The sequence below is a fragment of the Enterobacter sp. Acro-832 genome (assembly GCF_011752745.1).
GTDB lineage: Bacteria > Pseudomonadota > Gammaproteobacteria > Enterobacterales > Enterobacteriaceae > Enterobacter > Enterobacter quasiroggenkampii.
Window position 1 is genome coordinate 113,097 of record NZ_VWWX01000002.1, and the last position, 18,339, is coordinate 131,435.

Consider the following 18,339-nt stretch of genomic DNA (forward strand, 5'->3'; position numbering starts at 1 on the left):
CATTAATCTTCCAGTTTTGGCACCGGTGAGTCGTCCGGCGTTCTGACATGAACCTGTATAATACGTCGGCTGTCGGCCATAGCTACTTTGAACTGGTAACCGTCGATGTCAACGGTCTCACCGCGCGCCGGGAGATGGCCAAAGGCCTGCATCACCAGCCCGCCAATGGTATCGACCTCTTCGTCGCTGAAGTGGGTTCCGAAGGCGTCGTTGAAGTCCTCGATGGAGGCCAGCGCACGCACGGTCCAGGTGTGGCGGCTGAGCTGACGGAAGTCGATATCCTCTTCTTCGTCATACTCATCTTCGATTTCGCCCACGATCAGCTCAAGGATATCCTCGATCGTGACCAGACCGGAGACGCCACCAAATTCATCAATAACAATCGCCATGTGGTAACGCTGAGAGCGAAATTCTTTCAGCATCCGGTCCACACGTTTACTTTCCGGCACAACCACGGCCTGGCGTAACACTTTTTCCATGCTGAAGGCTTCGGCATCGCTGCGCATAAACGGCAGCAGATCTTTCGCCATCAAAATCCCTTCGATGTGATCTTTATCTTCGCTGATGACCGGGAAACGCGAGTGGGCGGATTCGATGATCACATCGAGGCACTCGTCCAGGGTCTGGTTACGTTTCAGGGTGATCATCTGCGAGCGGGGGATCATGATATCGCGAACGCGCTGGTCGGCGATGTCCATAACCCCTTCGAGCATTTCGCGCGTATCTTCGTCGATAAGGTCGTTCTGCCCGGAATCACGAATCAGCTCCAGCAGTTCATCACGGTTTTTGGGTTCGCCGTGGAAAAGCTGGTTCAGAATGAGGGAGAAAAATCCCTTTTTACTGGTTGTCGTGTCGCTACTGTGTGAATTGTCGTCGCTCATGGCGTTTGTTAAGGGTTCTCTTGTTAGTTCAACGTTTACCGCCACGCGATGTCCTTTCGTGGCGGCGGGTTAGTCAGTCAGGTGACGGACTATTCTTTCTCGGCAATGTACGGATCCTCATAGCCCAGAGCAAGCATTATCTCTGTCTCGAGGGACTCCATCTCTTCCGCTTCGTCGTCTTCAATATGATCGTAGCCGAGCAGATGCAGGCTGCCGTGTACCACCATGTGCGCCCAGTGGGCTTCAAGGGGTTTCTGCTGCTCTTTGGCTTCCTGTTCAACCACCTGACGGCAGATGATCAGATCGCCCAACAGCGGCATCTCGATGCCCGGTGGGGCTTCGAACGGGAAAGAGAGCACGTTGGTCGGCTTATCTTTCCCGCGATAGGTCAGGTTAAGCTCATGGCTTTCTGCTTCATCCACCAGGCGAATCGTGACTTCTGATTCTTCCTGAAACTGCGGGATAACGGCATCCAGCCATTTCTGAAACTGTGCCTCATCTGGCATGCCGGAATTGTCTTCACAGGCCAGCTGTAAATCGAGGATCACCTGACTCATTTCTGTTCTTGCTCCTGCGCTTCGCGCTTACGTTCTGCGGCCAGTTCGGCCTTACGCTTCTGATCCGCCTCTTCCCAGGCTTCATAAGCGTTAACGATACGCGCGACCACCGGGTGGCGTACCACGTCTTCACTGTGGAAGAAGTTAAAGCTGATTTCGTCGACCTCGGCCAGCACTTCGATGGCGTGGCGCAGGCCCGATTTGGTGCTGCGCGGCAGGTCAATCTGGGTGACGTCGCCGGTAATCACCGCTTTCGAGTTAAAGCCAATACGCGTCAGGAACATCTTCATCTGTTCGATGGTGGTGTTCTGGCTCTCATCGAGAATGATGAACGCATCGTTCAGCGTGCGGCCGCGCATGTAGGCGAGCGGGGCCACTTCGATCACGTTACGCTCAATGAGCTTCTCGACCTTCTCAAAGCCCAGCATTTCGAACAGCGCATCGTATAAAGGACGCAGATACGGATCGACCTTCTGGCTCAGATCGCCCGGCAGGAAGCCCAGTTTTTCACCGGCTTCAACGGCAGGGCGGGTCAGCAGGATACGTCGGATCTCCTGACGCTCCAGCGCATCGACCGCTGCGGCAACGGCAAGATAGGTTTTACCCGTACCCGCCGGCCCCACGCCGAAGGTGATGTCGTGGTCGAGAATATTGGCGATGTACTGCGCCTGGTTTGGCGTACGCGGCTTGATGACGCCACGCTTGGTCTTAATGTTGATCGCCTTGCCATAGTCCGGCACGCTCTCCGCGCTTTGCTCAAGCACGCGCGCCTCTTTAATGGCGAGGTGAATCTGCTCCGGTTCGATATCCTGAATTTCGCCGCGCATGGGGGAGGTGTCGACATACAGGCTACGCAGAATGTCCGCAGCGGCGTTGACGCAGATAGGGCGTCCGGTGAGTTTGAAATGATTATCGCGACGATTGATTTCGATACCCAGACGTCGCTCCAGTTGTTTGATGTTGTCATCAAACGGCCCGCACAGGCTCAGCAGGCGAGCGTTGTCTGCTGGCTCAAGGCTAATTTCACGCGTATCTATGTTCAAACTGTTCCTCTTTGATTGGTTAACTGATCCGTTGCGACAGGCGTAATAAAACGGTCATTACCGAAATTATTCACGCCACAGAATAAAGGCGCAAGCGTTGCGGAAGATATTGGGGGCGATGAGAGGAAATACAAGGCCTGCCAAAAGAGGCAGGCCTGAAGGATTAGGGCTGGTAAATCCCAACGCCAGAATCGTTTTCTTTGCGGGTACGCGAGATCACGGATTGCGGTGACTGTGCGATACGCAGGCCCATTTCGTCTTCGGTGCGGACGACCTTCGCGCGCAGCGAGTTGGTCAGCACTTCGACAATCTCGACGTCCACAAACTTACCGATCATATCCGGGGTGCCTTCAAAGTTCACCACGCGGTTATTTTCGGTACGACCAGAGAGTTCCATAATGCTCTTGCGGGAGGTGCCTTCCACCAGAATGCGCTGAACGGTGCCGAGCATGCGGCGGCTCCAGGCGTTGGCCTGCTGGTTGATACGCTCCTGCAGAATATACAGACGCTGCTTTTTCTCTTCTTCCGGCACATCGTCAACCATATCGGCCGCCGGTGTTCCAGGACGCGCGGAGAAGATGAAGCTGTAGCTGACGTCAAAGTTCACTTCGCCGATGAGCTTCATGGTGCGCTCGAAGTCATCAGCGGTTTCGCCAGGGAAGCCGACGATAAAGTCAGAGCTAATCTGGATATCCGGACGCGCTTCACGCAGCTTGCGGATGGTGGATTTATACTCCAGCACCGTATGCGGGCGGCCCATCAGGTTCAGCACGCGGTCCGAGCCGCACTGGATCGGCAGGTGCAGGAAGCTCACCAGCTCTGGCGTATCGCGATAGACGTCAATAATGTCGTCGGTAAATTCCATCGGATGGCTGGTGGTAAAGCGAATGCGGTCGATGCCGTCAATCGCGGCCACCAGACGCAGCAACTCGGCAAAGCTGCCGGTCGTGCCGTCGTAGTTCTCACCGCGCCAGGCGTTAACGTTCTGGCCCAGCAGGTTCACTTCTCGCACACCCTGCGCTGCAAGCTGCGCGATTTCAAACAGAATGTCATCTGCCGGGCGGCTGACCTCTTCACCACGGGTGTACGGCACCACGCAGTACGTGCAGTATTTGTTGCAGCCTTCCATGATGGAGACGAAGGCGGTCGGGCCATCGGCACGTGGCTCAGGCAGACGGTCAAATTTTTCGATTTCCGGGAAGCTGACGTCAACGACCGGGCTACGGTTACCGCGAACCTGATTGATCATCTCCGGCAGACGGTGCAGGGTCTGAGGGCCAAAGACAATGTCCACATACGGGGCTCTCTGGCGGATCAGCTTGCCTTCCTGCGACGCGACGCAGCCGCCCACGCCGATGATCAGGTCCGGATTTTTTCGTTTAAGAAGTTTCCAGCGGCCTAACACGTGAAAGACTTTTTCCTGCGCTTTTTCACGAATTGAACAGGTGTTCAGCAGCAGCACATCGGCTTCTTTCGCATTTTCAGTCAGCTGGTATCCGTGGGTGGTGTCCAGCAGATCGGCCATCTTGGATGAATCGTATTCGTTCATCTGACAGCCCCAGGTTTTTATATGGAGTTTTTTAGTCATCGACTTGCTCAGCTCAGGATTGCAAGCCGCGTATTGTAATGCTTTGGTGGGGTTGTGACCAGTATGAAGGTTGTGTGTCTCAGGACCGCAAAAATCCGGTAAACTTAAGGGATTCTCCAATAAGGAAAATTGACCATGACACTCCAACACACCGAAGTTGCCATTGTCGGCGGCGGTATGGTCGGCGGCGCGCTGGCGCTGGGGCTGGCGCAGCAGGGATTTGAGGTAACGGTAATCGAACAGGCGGCTCCGCCAGCCTACGATCCTGCCAGTAAACCGGATGTGCGCATATCCGCTATCAGCGCGTCGTCCGTCGATCTGCTGCGCGGGCTGGGCGTCTGGGAGACGGTGCTGGCGATGCGCGCTCATCCTTACAGCCGTCTTGAAACCTGGGAATGGGAAAATGCCCACGTCGCGTTTGATGCCGCTGAGCTGAAGCTGCCGCGCCTGGGCTATATGGTGGAAAACAACGTGCTCCAGCTGGCGCTCTGGCAGGCGCTGGAGGCGCACCCGAAGGTGACGCTGCGCGTTCCTGCGTCGCTTAAGGCGCTGCATCCTCACGAGAGCGGCTATCTACTGACGCTCGACAGCGGCGATGAGCTGTCCGTGAAGCTGGTCATCGGGGCGGATGGCGCTAACTCGCAGGTCAGACAGATGGCGGGGATCGGGGTTCATGCCTGGCAGTATGAACAGTCCTGTATGCTGATTACCGCCAGGTGCGAGAATGCGCCGGGTGAAAGCACCTGGCAGCACTTTACGCCGAACGGCCCGCACGCCTTTTTACCGCTCTTCGATAACTGGGCGTCGCTGGTGTGGTACGACAAACCGGCGCGCATTCGCCAGTTGCAGGGAATGAACATGGAACAGCTGCAGCGCGAAATTCTGCTGCACTTCCCGAGCCGTCTGGGACACGTCACGCCGGTCGCCGCCGGGGCGTTCCCGCTCACGCGCCGTCATGCGTTGCAGTATGCCCGCGAAGGCTTAGCGCTGGTGGGGGATGCGGCACACACCATTCATCCGTTGGCCGGGCAGGGCGTGAACCTGGGGTATCGCGATGTCGATGCCTTACTGGATGTGCTGGGCAGCGCCCGCGGACACGCGGAAAACTGGGCCAGCCATCAGGTGCTGAAGCGTTATCAGACGCGGCGTATGGCGGATAACTTCCTCATGCAGTCGGGAATGGATCTGTTCTATGCCGGGTTTAGCAATGACGTAGCCCCGGTGCGTATTCTGCGTAACATAGGTCTGATGGCAGCGGAACGCGCCGGTGGCCTGAAGCGTCAGGCCCTGAAGTACGCCCTCGGACTTTAATCTTTGCTCCGACTTTTCCCTCGCCCCTTTGGGGAGAGGGTTAGGGTGAATCAGGTCGCACAATTTTGTACAAAAACAAAAAAGCCCGCAGAGCGGGCTTTTTTGTTACTAAGTGGCTGGGGTGCAGGGATTCGAACCCCGGAATGCTGGTATCAGAAACCAGAGCCTTACCGCTTGGCGACACCCCAATTGCGTTAAACAAGCTGCTTAACGACTTTTTAAATTGGCTGGGGTACGAGGATTCGAACCTCGGAATGCCGGAATCAGAATCCGGTGCCTTACCGCTTGGCGATACCCCAACAATTTTTTTCATTACCGAACAACATCGATAATCTAAATTTGGTGGCTACGACGGGATTCGAACCTGTGACCCCATCATTATGAGTGATGTGCTCTAACCAACTGAGCTACGTAGCCAGTACTGCAATCTTCGATGGCTGGGGTACCTGGATTCGAACCAGGGAATGCCGGTATCAAAAACCGGTGCCTTACCGCTTGGCGATACCCCAATACCGCGGAGAACCGCAAAATCGAAGAAATATGGCTGGGGTACCTGGATTCGAACCAGGGAATGCCGGTATCAAAAACCGGTGCCTTACCGCTTGGCGATACCCCATCCGTGCAACGCTTACCCGGGAATGGTGCGGGAGGCGAGACTTGAACTCGCACACCTTGCGGCGCCAGAACCTAAATCTGGTGCGTCTACCAATTTCGCCACTCCCGCAAAAAAGATGGTGGCTACGACGGGATTCGAACCTGTGACCCCATCATTATGAGTGATGTGCTCTAACCAACTGAGCTACGTAGCCATCTTTTTTCGCGTTACCTTATCGGCGTTGCGGGGCGCATTATGCGTATAGACCCTTGCAGCGTCAACACCTTTTTCAACGAAAATAGCCGGAATGTGACTGTTTGGTTAGGTTGCGAACAGCGTGACCGAATATTCGGCAATTATTGGTTATTAATCGGTTTTAGCTGTGCAAAAGCGGGGCAAAAAAAATCAGGCCCCGCAGGGCCTGATGATGAAATACACGATTATTTGTAGGCTGACTGGTGAACGCCTACCGCACGTCCTGACGGATCGTTCATGGATTTGAACGATTCATCCCATTCGATCGCTTTGGCAGACGAGCAGGCGACGGACGGGCCACCCGGCACACACTCCGCAGCGCTCGGTACCGGGAACAATTCTTCAAAGATTTCACGGTAGAGATACGCTTCTTTCGATCCCGGCGTGTTGTACGGGAAGCGGAAGCTTGCGGTTTCCAGTTGTTGGTCAGAAACCTGTTTCGCCGCCACCTCTTTCAGGGTGTCGATCCAGCTGTAGCCTACGCCATCGGAGAACTGCTCTTTCTGACGCCATGCCACGCTCGCTGGCAGGTAGGATTCAAAACATTCACGCAGGATATGTTTTTCCATTTTTCCATTGCCGCACATCTTGTCCTGCGGGTTGATGCGCATCGCCACGTCGAGGAATTTCTTATCCAGGAACGGCACGCGCGCTTCGACACCCCATGCCGACATCGCTTTGTTGGCACGCGCACAGTCAAACATATGCAGCGCCTGCAGTTTACGCACGGTCTCTTCGTGCAGCTCTTTGGCGTTTGGCGCTTTGTGGAAGTACAGGTAGCCACCAAACACTTCGTCAGAACCTTCACCGGAGAGCACCATCTTGATGCCCATCGCCTTGATCTTACGCGACATCAGGTACATCGGCGTTGAAGCGCGGATGGTCGTTACGTCATAGGTTTCGATGTGATAGATCACATCGCGGATCGCATCCAGGCCTTCCTGCACGGTGAAGTGAATTTCATGGTGCACGGTGCCAAGGTGGTTTGCGACTTCCTGCGCGGCTTTCAGATCCGGCGCGCCTTCCAGGCCCACGGCAAAGGAGTGCAGCTGTGGCCACCAGGCTTCTGAGCGCTCCTGATCTTCCACGCGACGGGCCGCGAATTTCTTGGTGATTGCGGAGATCACGGAGGAGTCCAGACCGCCAGAGAGCAGTACGCCGTAAGGTACGTCTGACATCAGGTGGCTTTTCACGGAGTCTTCCAACGCCTGACGCAGCTCGGCTTTGTCCGTGACGTTGTCTTTTACCGCGTCGTAATCGAACCAGTCACGCTGGTAGTATGGACGGATCTCGCCGTCTTTACTCCACAGGTAGCTACCCGCCGGGAACTCTTTGATGGTGCGGCAGACCGGCACCAGGGCTTTCATTTCAGAGGCAACGTAGAAGTTGCCGTGTTCATCGTGGCCCATGTACAGCGGGATAATACCGATGTGGTCACGGCCAATCAGGTAAGCGTCTTTTTCGCTGTCGTACAGGGCAAAGGCAAACATACCCTGCAGGTCATCCAGAAACTCTGGACCTTTCTCCTGATACAGCGCCAGGATCACTTCACAGTCGGACCCGGTCTGGAACGCGTAGCGGTCGCCGTACTCGGCGCGCAGTGCCTGATGGTTGTAGATCTCACCGTTGACAGCCAGCGCGTGCGTTTTTTTCTCGTTATACAGCGGCTGTGCACCGGCGTTGACGTCAACAATAGACAGACGTTCGTGAGCCAGAATCGCTTTGTCACTGGCGTAAACGCCTGACCAGTCCGGTCCGCGATGGCGCATCAGGCGGGACAGTTCGAGTGCCTTTTTACGCAGTTCGCCCGCGTCAGTTTTAATATCCAGTACGCCAAAAATTGAACACATAACCTTCTCCGTTAACCCTGTTGCTTTGTAATGTTGCTTGCTTATGAAAATGCCGCAAAGGGGCAGGGCGCGCAAGCGTTTTACGGGTGAAAACGGAAATAGTGCAATGGTGGTTGCGGATCGGTGAAAAATGCGTATGCCAAGAGCGCTTTTATTGATGATTATGCAATGAAGGTGCTTTTTCTTTAGATGTGGACGTGTTTTGCAGGCGAGAAAATAAAAAACCACGCCCTGAGGCGTGGTTCGGTATCAGATGATGTCAATTTCATCGACGGAGGGGTAAATCCAGCTTGGACGGAACGGCATTGAGTCAATGTCATCAAGCTGAGAGACGCCTGACAGGACCAGAATCGTCTCCAGACCTGCCTGGAAACCGGCAAGAATATCGGTGCGCAGGTTGTCGCCGACAATCACGGTCTCTTCTGAGTGGGCCTGCATCTTGTTGAGTGCGGCACGGATGATCCACGGGCTGGGCTTGCCGACGTAGAACGGCTTGCGCCCGGAGATCTTCTCGATACCGGCACACAGCGCACCGCAGGCCGGATAAAAACCACGACCGTGGGTATCCGGGTTGGTCGCAATAAAGCGCGCGCCGTTAGCCACAAAGAAGGATGCCTTATGCATCATCTCCCAGTTGTAGGAGCGCGTTTCACCCACAATCACAAAATCCGGGTTGACGTCGGTGATGGTAAAGCCCGCTTTATACAGCTCATGGATCAGCGCGCCTTCACCGACCACATAGGCTTTTTTTCCTTCCTGACGTTTCAGAAAATCCGCCGTGGCCATCGCCGAGGTATAAAACACGCTGTCCGGGACGTCGACCCCTGCCGTGGCAAAGCGGTTTGCCAGATCCTGACCGGTCTGAGAAGGGTAGTTCGTGAGAAGAACCAGAGGCATTCCTTTGTCGATGATGCGGTGAAGAAACTCCGCAGCACCCGGCACGGCAACGTTGTCGTGCATCAGCACGCCGTCGATATCACAAATTACATTCTTAATGGTCATGGACAGTCCGACATTAAAAAAAAGAAGGCGTTACTATAAGGTCCGATCAACTTTCCAGCAAATGCTGCAGCAGAATTCCGTTGAGCATGGCGCGTTTGACCAGCGCGAACGCGCCAATCGCCGATCGATGGTCAAGCTTTGAACGAACCACCGGAAGATTCTGGCGGAATGCTTTCAGCGCCTGGGTGTTAATACAGCCTTCAATCGCGGGGAGCAGCACCTTTTCCGCTTCCACAATTTCACCGGCGATCACCACTTTTTGTGGGTTAAACAGGTTAATGGCGATGGCGATGGTTTTCCCCAGATGGCGCCCCACCTGCTCGATCACTTCACAGGCCAGCGCGTCGCCTTTATTAGCGGCTTTGCAGATGGTGCCTATCTTGCAGTCGTCCAGCGTGACGCGGCTTTGATAACCCTGTTCAAGCAGATGGCGAACGCGCTGCTCGATGGCCGTGTTGGCGGCGATGGTTTCAAGACAGCCAAAGTTGCCGCAGTGGCAGCGCTCCCCGAGGGGCTCAACCTGAATGTGGCCGATCTCACCGACGTTACCGTTGCGCCCAATAAAGATTCGGCCGTTAGAGATAATGCCTGCACCCGTACCGCGGTGGACGCGCACCAGAATAGAGTCTTCGCAGTCCTGGCTCGCACCAAAGTAGTGCTCTGCCAGCGCCAGAGAGCGGATGTCATGGCCCACAAAGCAGGTCACCTTGAAGCGCTTTTCCAGCGCGTCGACCAGCCCCCAGTTTTCAACCTGAATGTGCGGCATATAGCGGATCACGCCGCTTTCCGGGTCGACCAGACCGGGCAGTATCACCGAGATGGCGATGAGTTCGCGGATCTTGCGCTGACAGCTTTCAATAAACTGCGCGATAGTATTCAGCAGCGCATGCTCCAGCGTCTCCTGGGTGCGCTCCGGAAGGGGATAATGCTCTTCCGCAATGGCTTTGCTGCTCAGATCGTACAGCGTGAGCGTGGTGTCATGACGGCCGAGCCGGACGCCAATCGCCTGGAAATTGCGGGTTTCGGTAATAATAGAGATGGCGCGGCGGCCCCCGGTGGAGGCCTGCTGATCGACTTCTTTGATCAGACCGCGCTCAATGAGCTGGCGGGTAATTTTTGTCACGCTGGCGGGAGCAAGCTGGCTTTGTTCGGCTATCTGAATCCGCGAGATGGGTCCGTGTTGGTCAATCAGGCGATACACCGCCGCACTGTTAAGTTGTTTAACGAGATCGACATTACCGATTTGAGCTTGTCCGCCAGGTGTCATACTTTTACTTACTCAGTGACGACCTCGTTACCATTAACGATGGTCTTAATAATTTTATAATCGTGTGTGAATACCGTCAGGTTTGCAACCATACCTGGTGCAATTCCGCCGAGCTGTTTATCCACGCCGATTGCGCGGGCCGGATAAAGGGTTGCCATGCGCAGGACTTCCTCAAGCGCAATCCCGCAGTGCTCAACCAGGTTACGTACCCCTTCAATCATGGTCAAAGAGGAACCGCTCAGCGTACCGTTTTCATCCACACACAGTCCATTGCGGTAGTATATTGTTTTACCGGCAAAAATGAACTGCTCAATATTTGCACCTGCCGGCGCGGTAGCGTCCGTCACCAGGCAAAGCTTGTCACCTTTCAGCCGCTTGGCATTGCGAATGTTGGTGTAATCGACGTGTAAGCCGTCCGCGATAATGCCGCAGTAGACGTCTGGCTCATCCAGAATCGCCCCGACCAGACCCGGTTCACGCCCCGTGATATACGGCATGGCGTTATACAGGTGCGTCGCGAAGGTAATGCCCGCGCGGAAACCGGCTTTCGCTTCTTTCAGCGTGGCGTTTGAGTGGCCTGCTGAAACCACAATTCCGGCAGCGGCCAGCTTGCTGATGACGTCCGTGCCGGTCATTTCCGGTGCCAGCGTCACTTTGGTGATCACATCGGCGTTGGCACACATGTAGTCAACCAGCTCCGCATCGGGCTTACGCACGTAATCCGGGTTATGCGTTCCTTTCTTGACCATGTTCAGCCATGGCCCTTCAAGGTGCAGACCGAGCGCCTGATTCGGGTGTTTGGCCAGATATTCGCGCATCACGCGGATACCCTGCTTCATCAGGTCATCACTGCTGGTGATGAGCGTCGGCAGATAGCTGGTGCAGCCCGATTTCTCGTTGGCTTTCTGCATGATCTCCAGCGTTTCGACCGTTACCGCATCGGCGGTATCATTGAATTGCACACCGCCGCAGCCGTTGAGCTGTACGTCGATGAAACCGGGGGAGATTACTGCTCCATTGAGTGAGCGCTGTTCAATCTCCGGCGGCAGTTCTGCCAGCGGGCAAACACGTTCAATCAGGCCATTCGCGATAACAATCGCGTGGTCATCCAGAATTTCATGGCCGGTATAAATCCGACCGTGGGTTAAAGCGTACATAACGACCCCCGGTTAAAAAAAGCGGCCGCCTCTTGAGAAAGAGGCGGTTATTCAATTACAGACCTTTGATGTTCTCGGCTTCTAACTCGTTGAAGTATTTCAGCGTCTTAACCTTCAGCTCCATCGTGGACGGCTCGTCGCAGACGATGACGGATTTAGGATGCAGCTGCAGACAGCTGATGGTCCACATATGGTTAACATTGCCTTCAACAGCAGCCTGGAGCGCCTGCGCTTTCACGCCGCCCAGCACCAGAATCATCACTTCTTCGGCATCCAGCAGGGTGCCTACGCCTACGGTCAGGGCGTATTTTGGAACCTGGTTAACGTCACCGTCAAAGAAGCGGGAGTTTGCCACGCGCGTGTCATGGGTCAGCGTTTTAATACGGGTACGAGAAGCCAGAGAGGACGCCGGTTCGTTAAACGCGATATGACCGTCATTACCTACGCCACCCATGAACAGATGGATTTTACCGTAGGAACGGATTTTTTCTTCATACTGACGGCATTCTGCGTCAATATCCGGCGCGTTTCCATTCAGCAGGTTAATATTTTCAGCAGGGATATCAACGTGATCAAAGAAATTGCGGTGCATAAAGCTATGGTAGCTTTCCGGATGGTCTTTCGGTAAGCCAACGTATTCATCCATATTGAAGGTCACAACATGTTTGAAGCTAACCTGGCCTGCTTTATGCATCTCAACCAGCGCCTTGTAGGCGGTCAGCGGCGTGCCGCCGGTTGGAAGGCCAAGAACGAAAGGACGATCGGCGGTCGGCTTGAACGCGTTAATGCGGTTTACGATATGGCGAGCGGCCCATTTACCGACTTGTTCAGCAGTTGCCAGGGGAATCAGTCTCATTGTTCACCTCAAAGTTTAAGTAGAAGAGTGGGCGGATGGCTTCGGAACCTGATACTAAAGCGTAACCTGGAAACTTTCAGGCCGGATCAATCCGTCTTGATTTTTTGAATGATAAAATAAGTTTTCGCTGTTAGCCAGTGTAAGGGAGGGCTGAATACGATATTTGGTGACAAAAATCACAAAAAATAGGTGTTTAATTTGCGATACGAATTAATTTTTCACACACTCAGACTGCCAGTGAATTATCAACGGTATCTATCGTTCGTGACACAATAAAAACATAGTTTATGCGCGAGCCTGAAAAACGGGTCTCGTAGGGGGAATAGGATGAATATTTTAGGTTTTTTCCAGCGCCTCGGTAGGGCTTTGCAGCTCCCTATCGCCGTGCTACCGGTTGCAGCATTGCTGCTGCGATTCGGGCAACCCGATCTTCTTAACGTACCGTTTATTGCTCAGGCTGGCGGTGCTATTTTTGACAACCTGGCGCTGATTTTCGCCATCGGTGTTGCCTCAAGCTGGTCAAAAGACAGCGCGGGTGCTGCAGCGCTGGCAGGGGCAGTCGGTTATTTCATCCTGACGAAAGCGATGGTAACGATTAACCCAGAAATCAACATGGGCGTGCTGGCAGGTATCATTACCGGTCTGGTCGGTGGTGCTGTGTACAACCGCTGGGCAAACATTAAGCTGCCAGACTTCCTGAGTTTCTTTGGCGGCAAACGTTTCGTGCCGATCGCGACGGGCTTCTTCTGTCTGGTTCTGGCCGCTATCTTTGGCTACGTCTGGCCACCGGTACAGCATGCGATCCATGCGGGCGGTGAGTGGATTGTTTCAGCGGGTGCAGTGGGCTCAGGTATCTTTGGTTTTATCAACCGTCTGCTGATCCCAACCGGTCTGCATCAGGTGCTGAACACTATCGCATGGTTCCAGATTGGTGAGTTCACCAATGCTGCGGGCACCGTATTCCACGGCGACATCAACCGCTTCTACGCGGGTGACGGCACCGCAGGCATGTTCATGTCTGGCTTCTTCCCAATCATGATGTTTGGTCTGCCGGGCGCTGCGCTGGCAATGTACCTGGCTGCGCCAAAAGCGCGTCGCCCAATGGTTGGCGGCATGCTGCTGTCCGTTGCGATTACCGCGTTCCTGACCGGCGTAACCGAGCCGCTGGAATTCCTGTTCATGTTCCTGGCGCCGGTGCTGTACCTCATGCATGCGGTACTTACCGGTATCAGCCTGTTTGTGGCGACCCTGCTGGGTATCCATGCTGGCTTCTCCTTCTCTGCAGGCGCGATCGACTACGTGTTGATGTACAACCTGCCGGCGGCAAGCAAGAACGTCTGGATGCTGGTGGTAATGGGTCTGGTCTTCTTCGTCATCTACTTCGTGCTGTTCACTGCGGTTATTCGTATGTTTAACCTCAAAACGCCGGGCCGCGAGGACACCAAAGACGAAGTAGTCACCAACGAAGCCAACAGCAATACCGAAGAGGGTCTGACTCAGCTGGCGACCAGCTATATTGCTGCCGTCGGGGGGACTGACAACCTGAAAGCCATTGACGCCTGCATCACCCGTCTGCGTCTGACGGTGGGTGACTCTGCGCGCGTCAGCGACGCAATGTGTAAACGCCTTGGTGCATCGGGCGTGGTTAAACTGAACAAACAAACTATCCAGGTTATCGTGGGCGCCAAAGCGGAATCCATCGGTGACGAAATGAAGAAAGTGGTTGCCCGTGGACCGGTCGCGGCGGCATCAACCGACAGCGCACCTGCGTCGACGGCTGCCCCGGTAGCGAAGCCGCAGGCCGTGCCTAACGCCGTGACGGTGGTCGCGCTGGTCTCTCCGGTAACGGGTGACGTGGTTGACCTTGAGCAGGTCCCTGATGAAGCGTTCGCCAGCAAAGCGGTCGGTGACGGTGTGGCGGTGAAACCAACGGATAAAACCGTGGTGTCTCCTGCTGCCGGTACCATCGTGAAAATCTTCAACACCAACCACGCGTTCTGCCTCGAAACCGAAAAGGGCGCGGAGATCGTTGTCCACATGGGTATCGATACCGTTGCGCTGAATGGTCAGGGCTTTACTCGCCTGGTGGAAGAGGGCGCTGAAGTGGTGGCCGGGCAGCCGATTCTGGAAATGGATCTGGACTTCCTGAATGCCAACGCGCGTTCCATGATTAGCCCGGTGGTTTGCAGCAACATCGACGACTTCAGCGGTCTGGTCATCCAGGCGAAAGGTCAGGTTGTTGCGGGTCAAACCCCGCTGTACGAGATTAAAGGCAAGTAATCGCTCCTGAGTAGAGTCATGCCTTAAGCGGCGGGGGATATCCTCCGCCGCTTTTTTTTGCAGCAAAAGCCCCCATTATTTTCTTCAGAGACGTTTTAAGGGTTGTCACTACGTCCGGCTTATAAGATCATATGCCGTTATACGTTGTTTACGCTTTGAGGAATCCACGATGAGTGAGGCTGAAGCCCGCCCGAGTAACTTTATTCGTCAGATCATCGATGAAGATCTGGCCAGTGGTAAGCACACCACAATTCATACCCGTTTCCCGCCGGAGCCGAACGGCTACCTGCATATCGGGCATGCGAAGTCCATCTGCCTGAACTTTGGTATTGCACAAGACTACCAGGGACAGTGCAACCTGCGTTTCGATGACACCAACCCAGTAAAAGAAGACATCGAATACGTTGAGTCCATCAAGAATGACGTGCAATGGCTGGGCTTCAACTGGTCTGGCGATATCTGCTACTCCTCTGACTACTTTGATCAGCTGTATGCCTACGCGGTAGAGCTTATCAACAAAGGTCTGGCGTATGTTGACGAACTGTCTGCAGATGAGATCCGTGAGTACCGCGGCACGCTGACCGCGCCGGGCAAAAACAGCCCGTTCCGCGATCGCAGCGTGGAAGAGAACCTGGCGCTGTTTGAAAAAATGCGTGCCGGTGGTTTCGAAGAAGGCAAAGCCTGCCTGCGTGCCAAAATTGACATGGCATCGCCGTTCATCGTGATGCGCGATCCGGTGCTGTATCGTATTAAGTTCGCTGAACACCACCAGACTGGCAACAAGTGGTGCATCTACCCGATGTACGACTTCACCCACTGCATTAGCGATGCGCTGGAAGGCATCACCCACTCGCTGTGTACGCTGGAGTTCCAGGATAACCGTCGTCTGTACGACTGGGTGCTGGATAACATCACCATTCCGGTGCATCCGCGCCAGTACGAGTTCTCTCGTCTGAATCTGGAATACACCGTGATGTCCAAGCGTAAGCTGAACCTGCTGGTGACCGACAAGCACGTTGAAGGCTGGGATGACCCGCGTATGCCGACCATCTCCGGTCTGCGCCGTCGTGGTTACACCGCGGCGTCAATCCGTGAATTCTGCAAGCGTATCGGCGTGACCAAGCAGGACAACACCATTGAGATGGCCTCGCTGGAATCCTGCATTCGCGAAGATCTCAACGAAAACGCCCCGCGCGCGATGGCCGTTATCGATCCGGTAAAACTGGTCATCGAGAACTATCCGCAGGGCGAGAGTGAACTGGTCTCCATGCCTAACCATCCGAACAAACCGGAAATGGGAAGCCGTGACGTGCCGTTCAGCGGCGAGATCTGGATTGACCGCGCTGACTTCCGTGAAGAAGCCAACAAGCAGTACAAGCGTCTGGTGCTGGGTAAAGAAGTGCGTCTGCGTAATGCTTACGTCATCAAAGCCGAGCGCGTTGAAAAAGATGCGGAAGGGAATATCACCACCATCTTCTGTTCTTATGACGCTGAGACGCTGAGTAAAGATCCGGCGGATGGCCGCAAGGTGAAGGGCGTTATCCACTGGGTGAGCGCAACCCACGCGCTGCCGGTCGAGATCCGCCTTTACGATCGTCTGTTCAGCGTGCCTAACCCAGGTGCGGCGGAAGACTTCCTGGCGACCATCAACCCGGAATCGCTGGTGATTAAGCAGGGTTATGCGGAGCCGTCCCTGAAAGCGGCTGAAGCGGGCAAAGCGTTCCAGTTCGAACGTGAAGGTTACTTCTGCCTGGACAGCCGTTACAGCACGGCGGAAAAACCGGTATTTAACCGTACCGTAGGCCTGCGTGATACCTGGACGAAGATCGGCGAATAATATTCCTGCTCTGGTCAATGAGAGACAAACGCCGCATTATGTGGCGTTTTTTTATTTAACGATCAGAGTATTAAGCCAGGGACTAAAGAGGCGTTCTGAAAATAACAGGTCAATGAGGTGCTACTTATTTTTTAAAAAAAAGTTTGTGTCATTGCCAAAATTAAAAAGGTGATAAAAAAGGAGCGCAATCTCACGCCTGGCCACTGAAAAACCTGAGAATTACCCGTCATTCCTCGCCTTCCTGTAAATGTAACAAAGCACTACCAATTATGTGCACTTCGTCATAATCCTGACTTTTGCCCGCTGAAAAGCATTGATAATTCGCGTCGCGAAAAATAACCTAAAGACGGTAGTTAATTCGAGGGTATTTAAAACTACCCCTGACCATTTGGTCTTTTTTATTTACGCCGTTTCAGGCGTTTTAATTCGTCAAAGAGGAATAATCTATGCGTACGTTCAGTGGCAAACGTAGTGCGCTGGCGCTGGCTATTGCCGGTGTGACAGCAATGTCGGGGCTGGTGATTGCGCCAGAGGCAAAAGCAGCGGGTTTCATCGAAGATTCTACCCTCACGGGCGGTATTTATTACTGGCAGCGTGAGCGTGACCGTAAAGACGTCACTGAGGATAAATATAAAACCAACCTCTCGCACTCCACCTGGAACGCCAACCTGGACTTCCAGTCAGGCTACGCCGCGGATATGTTCGGTTTGGATATTGCCGCGTTCACCGCGATCGAAATGGCGGAAAACGGCGACAGCGGCCACCCGAACGAAATCGCCTTCTCCTCCAGCAACAAAGCCTATGATGAAGACTGGTCCGGGGATAAGAGCGGTATTAGCCTTTACAAAGCCGCAGCGAAATTCAAATACGGCCCGGTCTGGGCGCGTGGGGGGTATATTCAGCCAACTGGCCAGACGCTGTTAGCCCCACACTGGAGCTTTATGCCGGGTACCTATCAGGGGGCGGAAGCAGGGGCTAACTTTGACTACGGCGATGCGGGTGCGCTGAGCTTCTCCTATATGTGGACCAACGAGTACAAAGCACCGTGGCACATTGAGATGGACAAGTTCTACCAGAACGACAAGAAAACCAAGGTCGATTACCTCCACTCGCTGGGGGCGAAATACGACTTCAAAAACGATCTGGTTCTCGAAGCGGCATTTGGCCAGGCGCAAGGGTATATCGATCAATATTTTGCCAAGGCCAGCTATAAGTTCGATATCGCGGGTAGCCCGTTGAGTACCAGCTACCAGTTCTACGGTACGCGCGACAAAGTCAGTAACGGTGGTGTCAACGATATCTACGACGGCACCGCGTGGCTGCAGGCGCTCACCTTTGGCTACAAGGTCGGTCAGGTTGATTTGCGTCTGGAAGGCACATGGGTGAAAGCGGAAGGGCAGCAGGGCTACTTCCTGCAGCGTATGACCCCGACCTACGCCTCCTCCAACGGTCGTCTTGATATCTGGTGGGATAACCGCTCCGACTTCAACGCCGACGGTGAGAAAGCGGTCTTCTTCGGCGCAATGTACGATCTGAAAAACTGGAACCTGCCTGGCTGGGCGGTGGGCGCGTCTTACGCTTACGCCTGGGATGCAAAACCTGCCGACATGGCAACACCGGATGCTTACTACGATCCAAACTATCGCCTGAAAGAGTCTTCCTACAGCCTGGATGCAATCTATACCCTGCAGGATGGCCGCGCGAAAGGCACGATGTTCAAACTGCACTTCACCCAGTACGACAACCACTCCGATATCCCGAGCTACGCGGGCGGTTACGGCAACATCTTCCAGGATGAACGTGATGTGAAATTCATGGTTATCGCACCGTTCACCATCTTCTGATGAATCGTCCGGCGGG

13 protein-coding genes and 7 tRNA genes are annotated in these 18,339 nt (G+C 54.4%); 4 read left to right on the plus strand and 16 right to left on the minus strand.

Features of this window, described 5'->3' with window-relative positions; genetic code table 11:
- Nucleotides 1-2 precede the first annotated feature (2 nt).
- The 4 genes from corC to miaB form a co-directional block, all read right to left on the minus strand.
- Entirely contained in the window at nt 3-881 is an 879-nt protein-coding gene (gene corC, locus F3J31_RS06970; RefSeq protein WP_021242574.1) for a CNNM family magnesium/cobalt transport protein CorC, read from the minus strand.
- Nucleotides 882-970: 89 nt separating this feature from the next.
- Complete coding sequence (gene ybeY, locus F3J31_RS06975; protein WP_008501052.1) at nt 971-1,438, minus strand: rRNA maturation RNase YbeY; 468 nt, start codon at nt 1,436-1,438, stop codon at nt 971-973.
- Nucleotides 1,435-2,481: a PhoH family protein gene (locus tag F3J31_RS06980; protein WP_008501053.1), complete on the minus strand. Its 1,047-nt coding sequence runs from the start codon at nt 2,479-2,481 to the stop codon at nt 1,435-1,437. Before F3J31_RS06980 ends, ybeY begins: the two co-directional genes overlap by 4 nt.
- 163 nt (nt 2,482-2,644) lie before the next feature.
- Complete coding sequence (gene miaB / locus F3J31_RS06985; RefSeq protein WP_167212179.1) at nt 2,645-4,069, minus strand: tRNA (N6-isopentenyl adenosine(37)-C2)-methylthiotransferase MiaB; 1,425 nt, start codon at nt 4,067-4,069, stop codon at nt 2,645-2,647.
- Nucleotides 4,070-4,204: 135 nt separating this feature from the next.
- On the opposite strand from miaB, the gene ubiF reads away from it, so the two are divergent.
- Nucleotides 4,205-5,380, plus strand: a complete 1,176-nt coding sequence (gene ubiF / locus F3J31_RS06990) for a 3-demethoxyubiquinol 3-hydroxylase (RefSeq protein ID WP_167212182.1) — start codon at nt 4,205-4,207, stop codon at nt 5,378-5,380.
- Nucleotides 5,381-5,493: 113 nt separating this feature from the next.
- Here ubiF and F3J31_RS06995 read toward each other — a convergent pair.
- The 12 genes from F3J31_RS06995 to nagB all read right to left on the minus strand — a co-directional run bounded on the left by F3J31_RS06995 (nt 5,494) and on the right by nagB (nt 12,362).
- A tRNA-Gln gene (locus F3J31_RS06995) sits at nt 5,494-5,568 on the minus strand.
- A gap of 36 nt (nt 5,569-5,604) precedes the next feature.
- Nucleotides 5,605-5,679, minus strand: a tRNA-Gln gene (locus tag F3J31_RS07000).
- Between the two features lie 41 nt (nt 5,680-5,720).
- Nucleotides 5,721-5,797: transfer RNA gene (locus tag F3J31_RS07005), tRNA-Met, on the minus strand.
- A 17-nt stretch (nt 5,798-5,814) separates the two neighbouring features.
- A tRNA-Gln gene (locus tag F3J31_RS07010) sits at nt 5,815-5,889 on the minus strand.
- A 32-nt stretch (nt 5,890-5,921) separates the two neighbouring features.
- Nucleotides 5,922-5,996, minus strand: a tRNA-Gln gene (locus F3J31_RS07015).
- A gap of 23 nt (nt 5,997-6,019) precedes the next feature.
- Nucleotides 6,020-6,104 (minus strand) — tRNA-Leu (locus tag F3J31_RS07020).
- Between the two features lie 8 nt (nt 6,105-6,112).
- Nucleotides 6,113-6,189: transfer RNA gene (locus F3J31_RS07025), tRNA-Met, on the minus strand.
- A 226-nt stretch (nt 6,190-6,415) separates the two neighbouring features.
- Nucleotides 6,416-8,080: an asparagine synthase B gene (gene asnB / locus F3J31_RS07030; protein WP_021242994.1), complete on the minus strand. Its 1,665-nt coding sequence runs from the start codon at nt 8,078-8,080 to the stop codon at nt 6,416-6,418.
- 249 nt (nt 8,081-8,329) lie between these two features.
- Entirely contained in the window at nt 8,330-9,082 is a 753-nt protein-coding gene (gene nagD / locus F3J31_RS07035) for a ribonucleotide monophosphatase NagD (RefSeq protein WP_008501057.1), read from the minus strand.
- Nucleotides 9,083-9,128: 46 nt separating this feature from the next.
- Nucleotides 9,129-10,349, minus strand: a complete 1,221-nt coding sequence (locus F3J31_RS07040) for an N-acetylglucosamine repressor (protein WP_021242995.1) — start codon at nt 10,347-10,349, stop codon at nt 9,129-9,131.
- 8 nt (nt 10,350-10,357) lie between these two features.
- Nucleotides 10,358-11,506 carry an N-acetylglucosamine-6-phosphate deacetylase gene (nagA, locus tag F3J31_RS07045; RefSeq protein WP_167212185.1) on the minus strand — a complete coding sequence of 383 codons (1,149 nt, stop codon included), beginning with the start codon at nt 11,504-11,506 and terminating at the stop codon, nt 10,358-10,360.
- A 55-nt stretch (nt 11,507-11,561) separates the two neighbouring features.
- Nucleotides 11,562-12,362, minus strand: coding sequence for a glucosamine-6-phosphate deaminase (nagB, locus tag F3J31_RS07050; RefSeq protein ID WP_008501061.1), 801 nt, complete (start codon nt 12,360-12,362; stop codon nt 11,562-11,564).
- A 327-nt stretch (nt 12,363-12,689) separates the two neighbouring features.
- Between nagB and nagE the strand changes: the two genes are divergently transcribed.
- From nagE to chiP, 3 genes are all read left to right on the plus strand, one after another.
- Nucleotides 12,690-14,642: a PTS N-acetyl glucosamine transporter subunit IIABC gene (gene nagE / locus F3J31_RS07055; RefSeq protein WP_167212188.1), complete on the plus strand. Its 1,953-nt coding sequence runs from the start codon at nt 12,690-12,692 to the stop codon at nt 14,640-14,642.
- Between the two features lie 169 nt (nt 14,643-14,811).
- Nucleotides 14,812-16,479 (plus strand): glutamine--tRNA ligase, encoded by a 1,668-nt coding sequence (glnS, locus tag F3J31_RS07060; protein WP_045909581.1) that lies wholly within the window; start codon nt 14,812-14,814, stop codon nt 16,477-16,479.
- Nucleotides 16,480-16,925: 446 nt separating this feature from the next.
- Nucleotides 16,926-18,323: a chitoporin gene (gene chiP, locus F3J31_RS07065; protein WP_023293022.1), complete on the plus strand. Its 1,398-nt coding sequence runs from the start codon at nt 16,926-16,928 to the stop codon at nt 18,321-18,323.
- Nucleotides 18,324-18,339 lie beyond the last annotated feature (16 nt).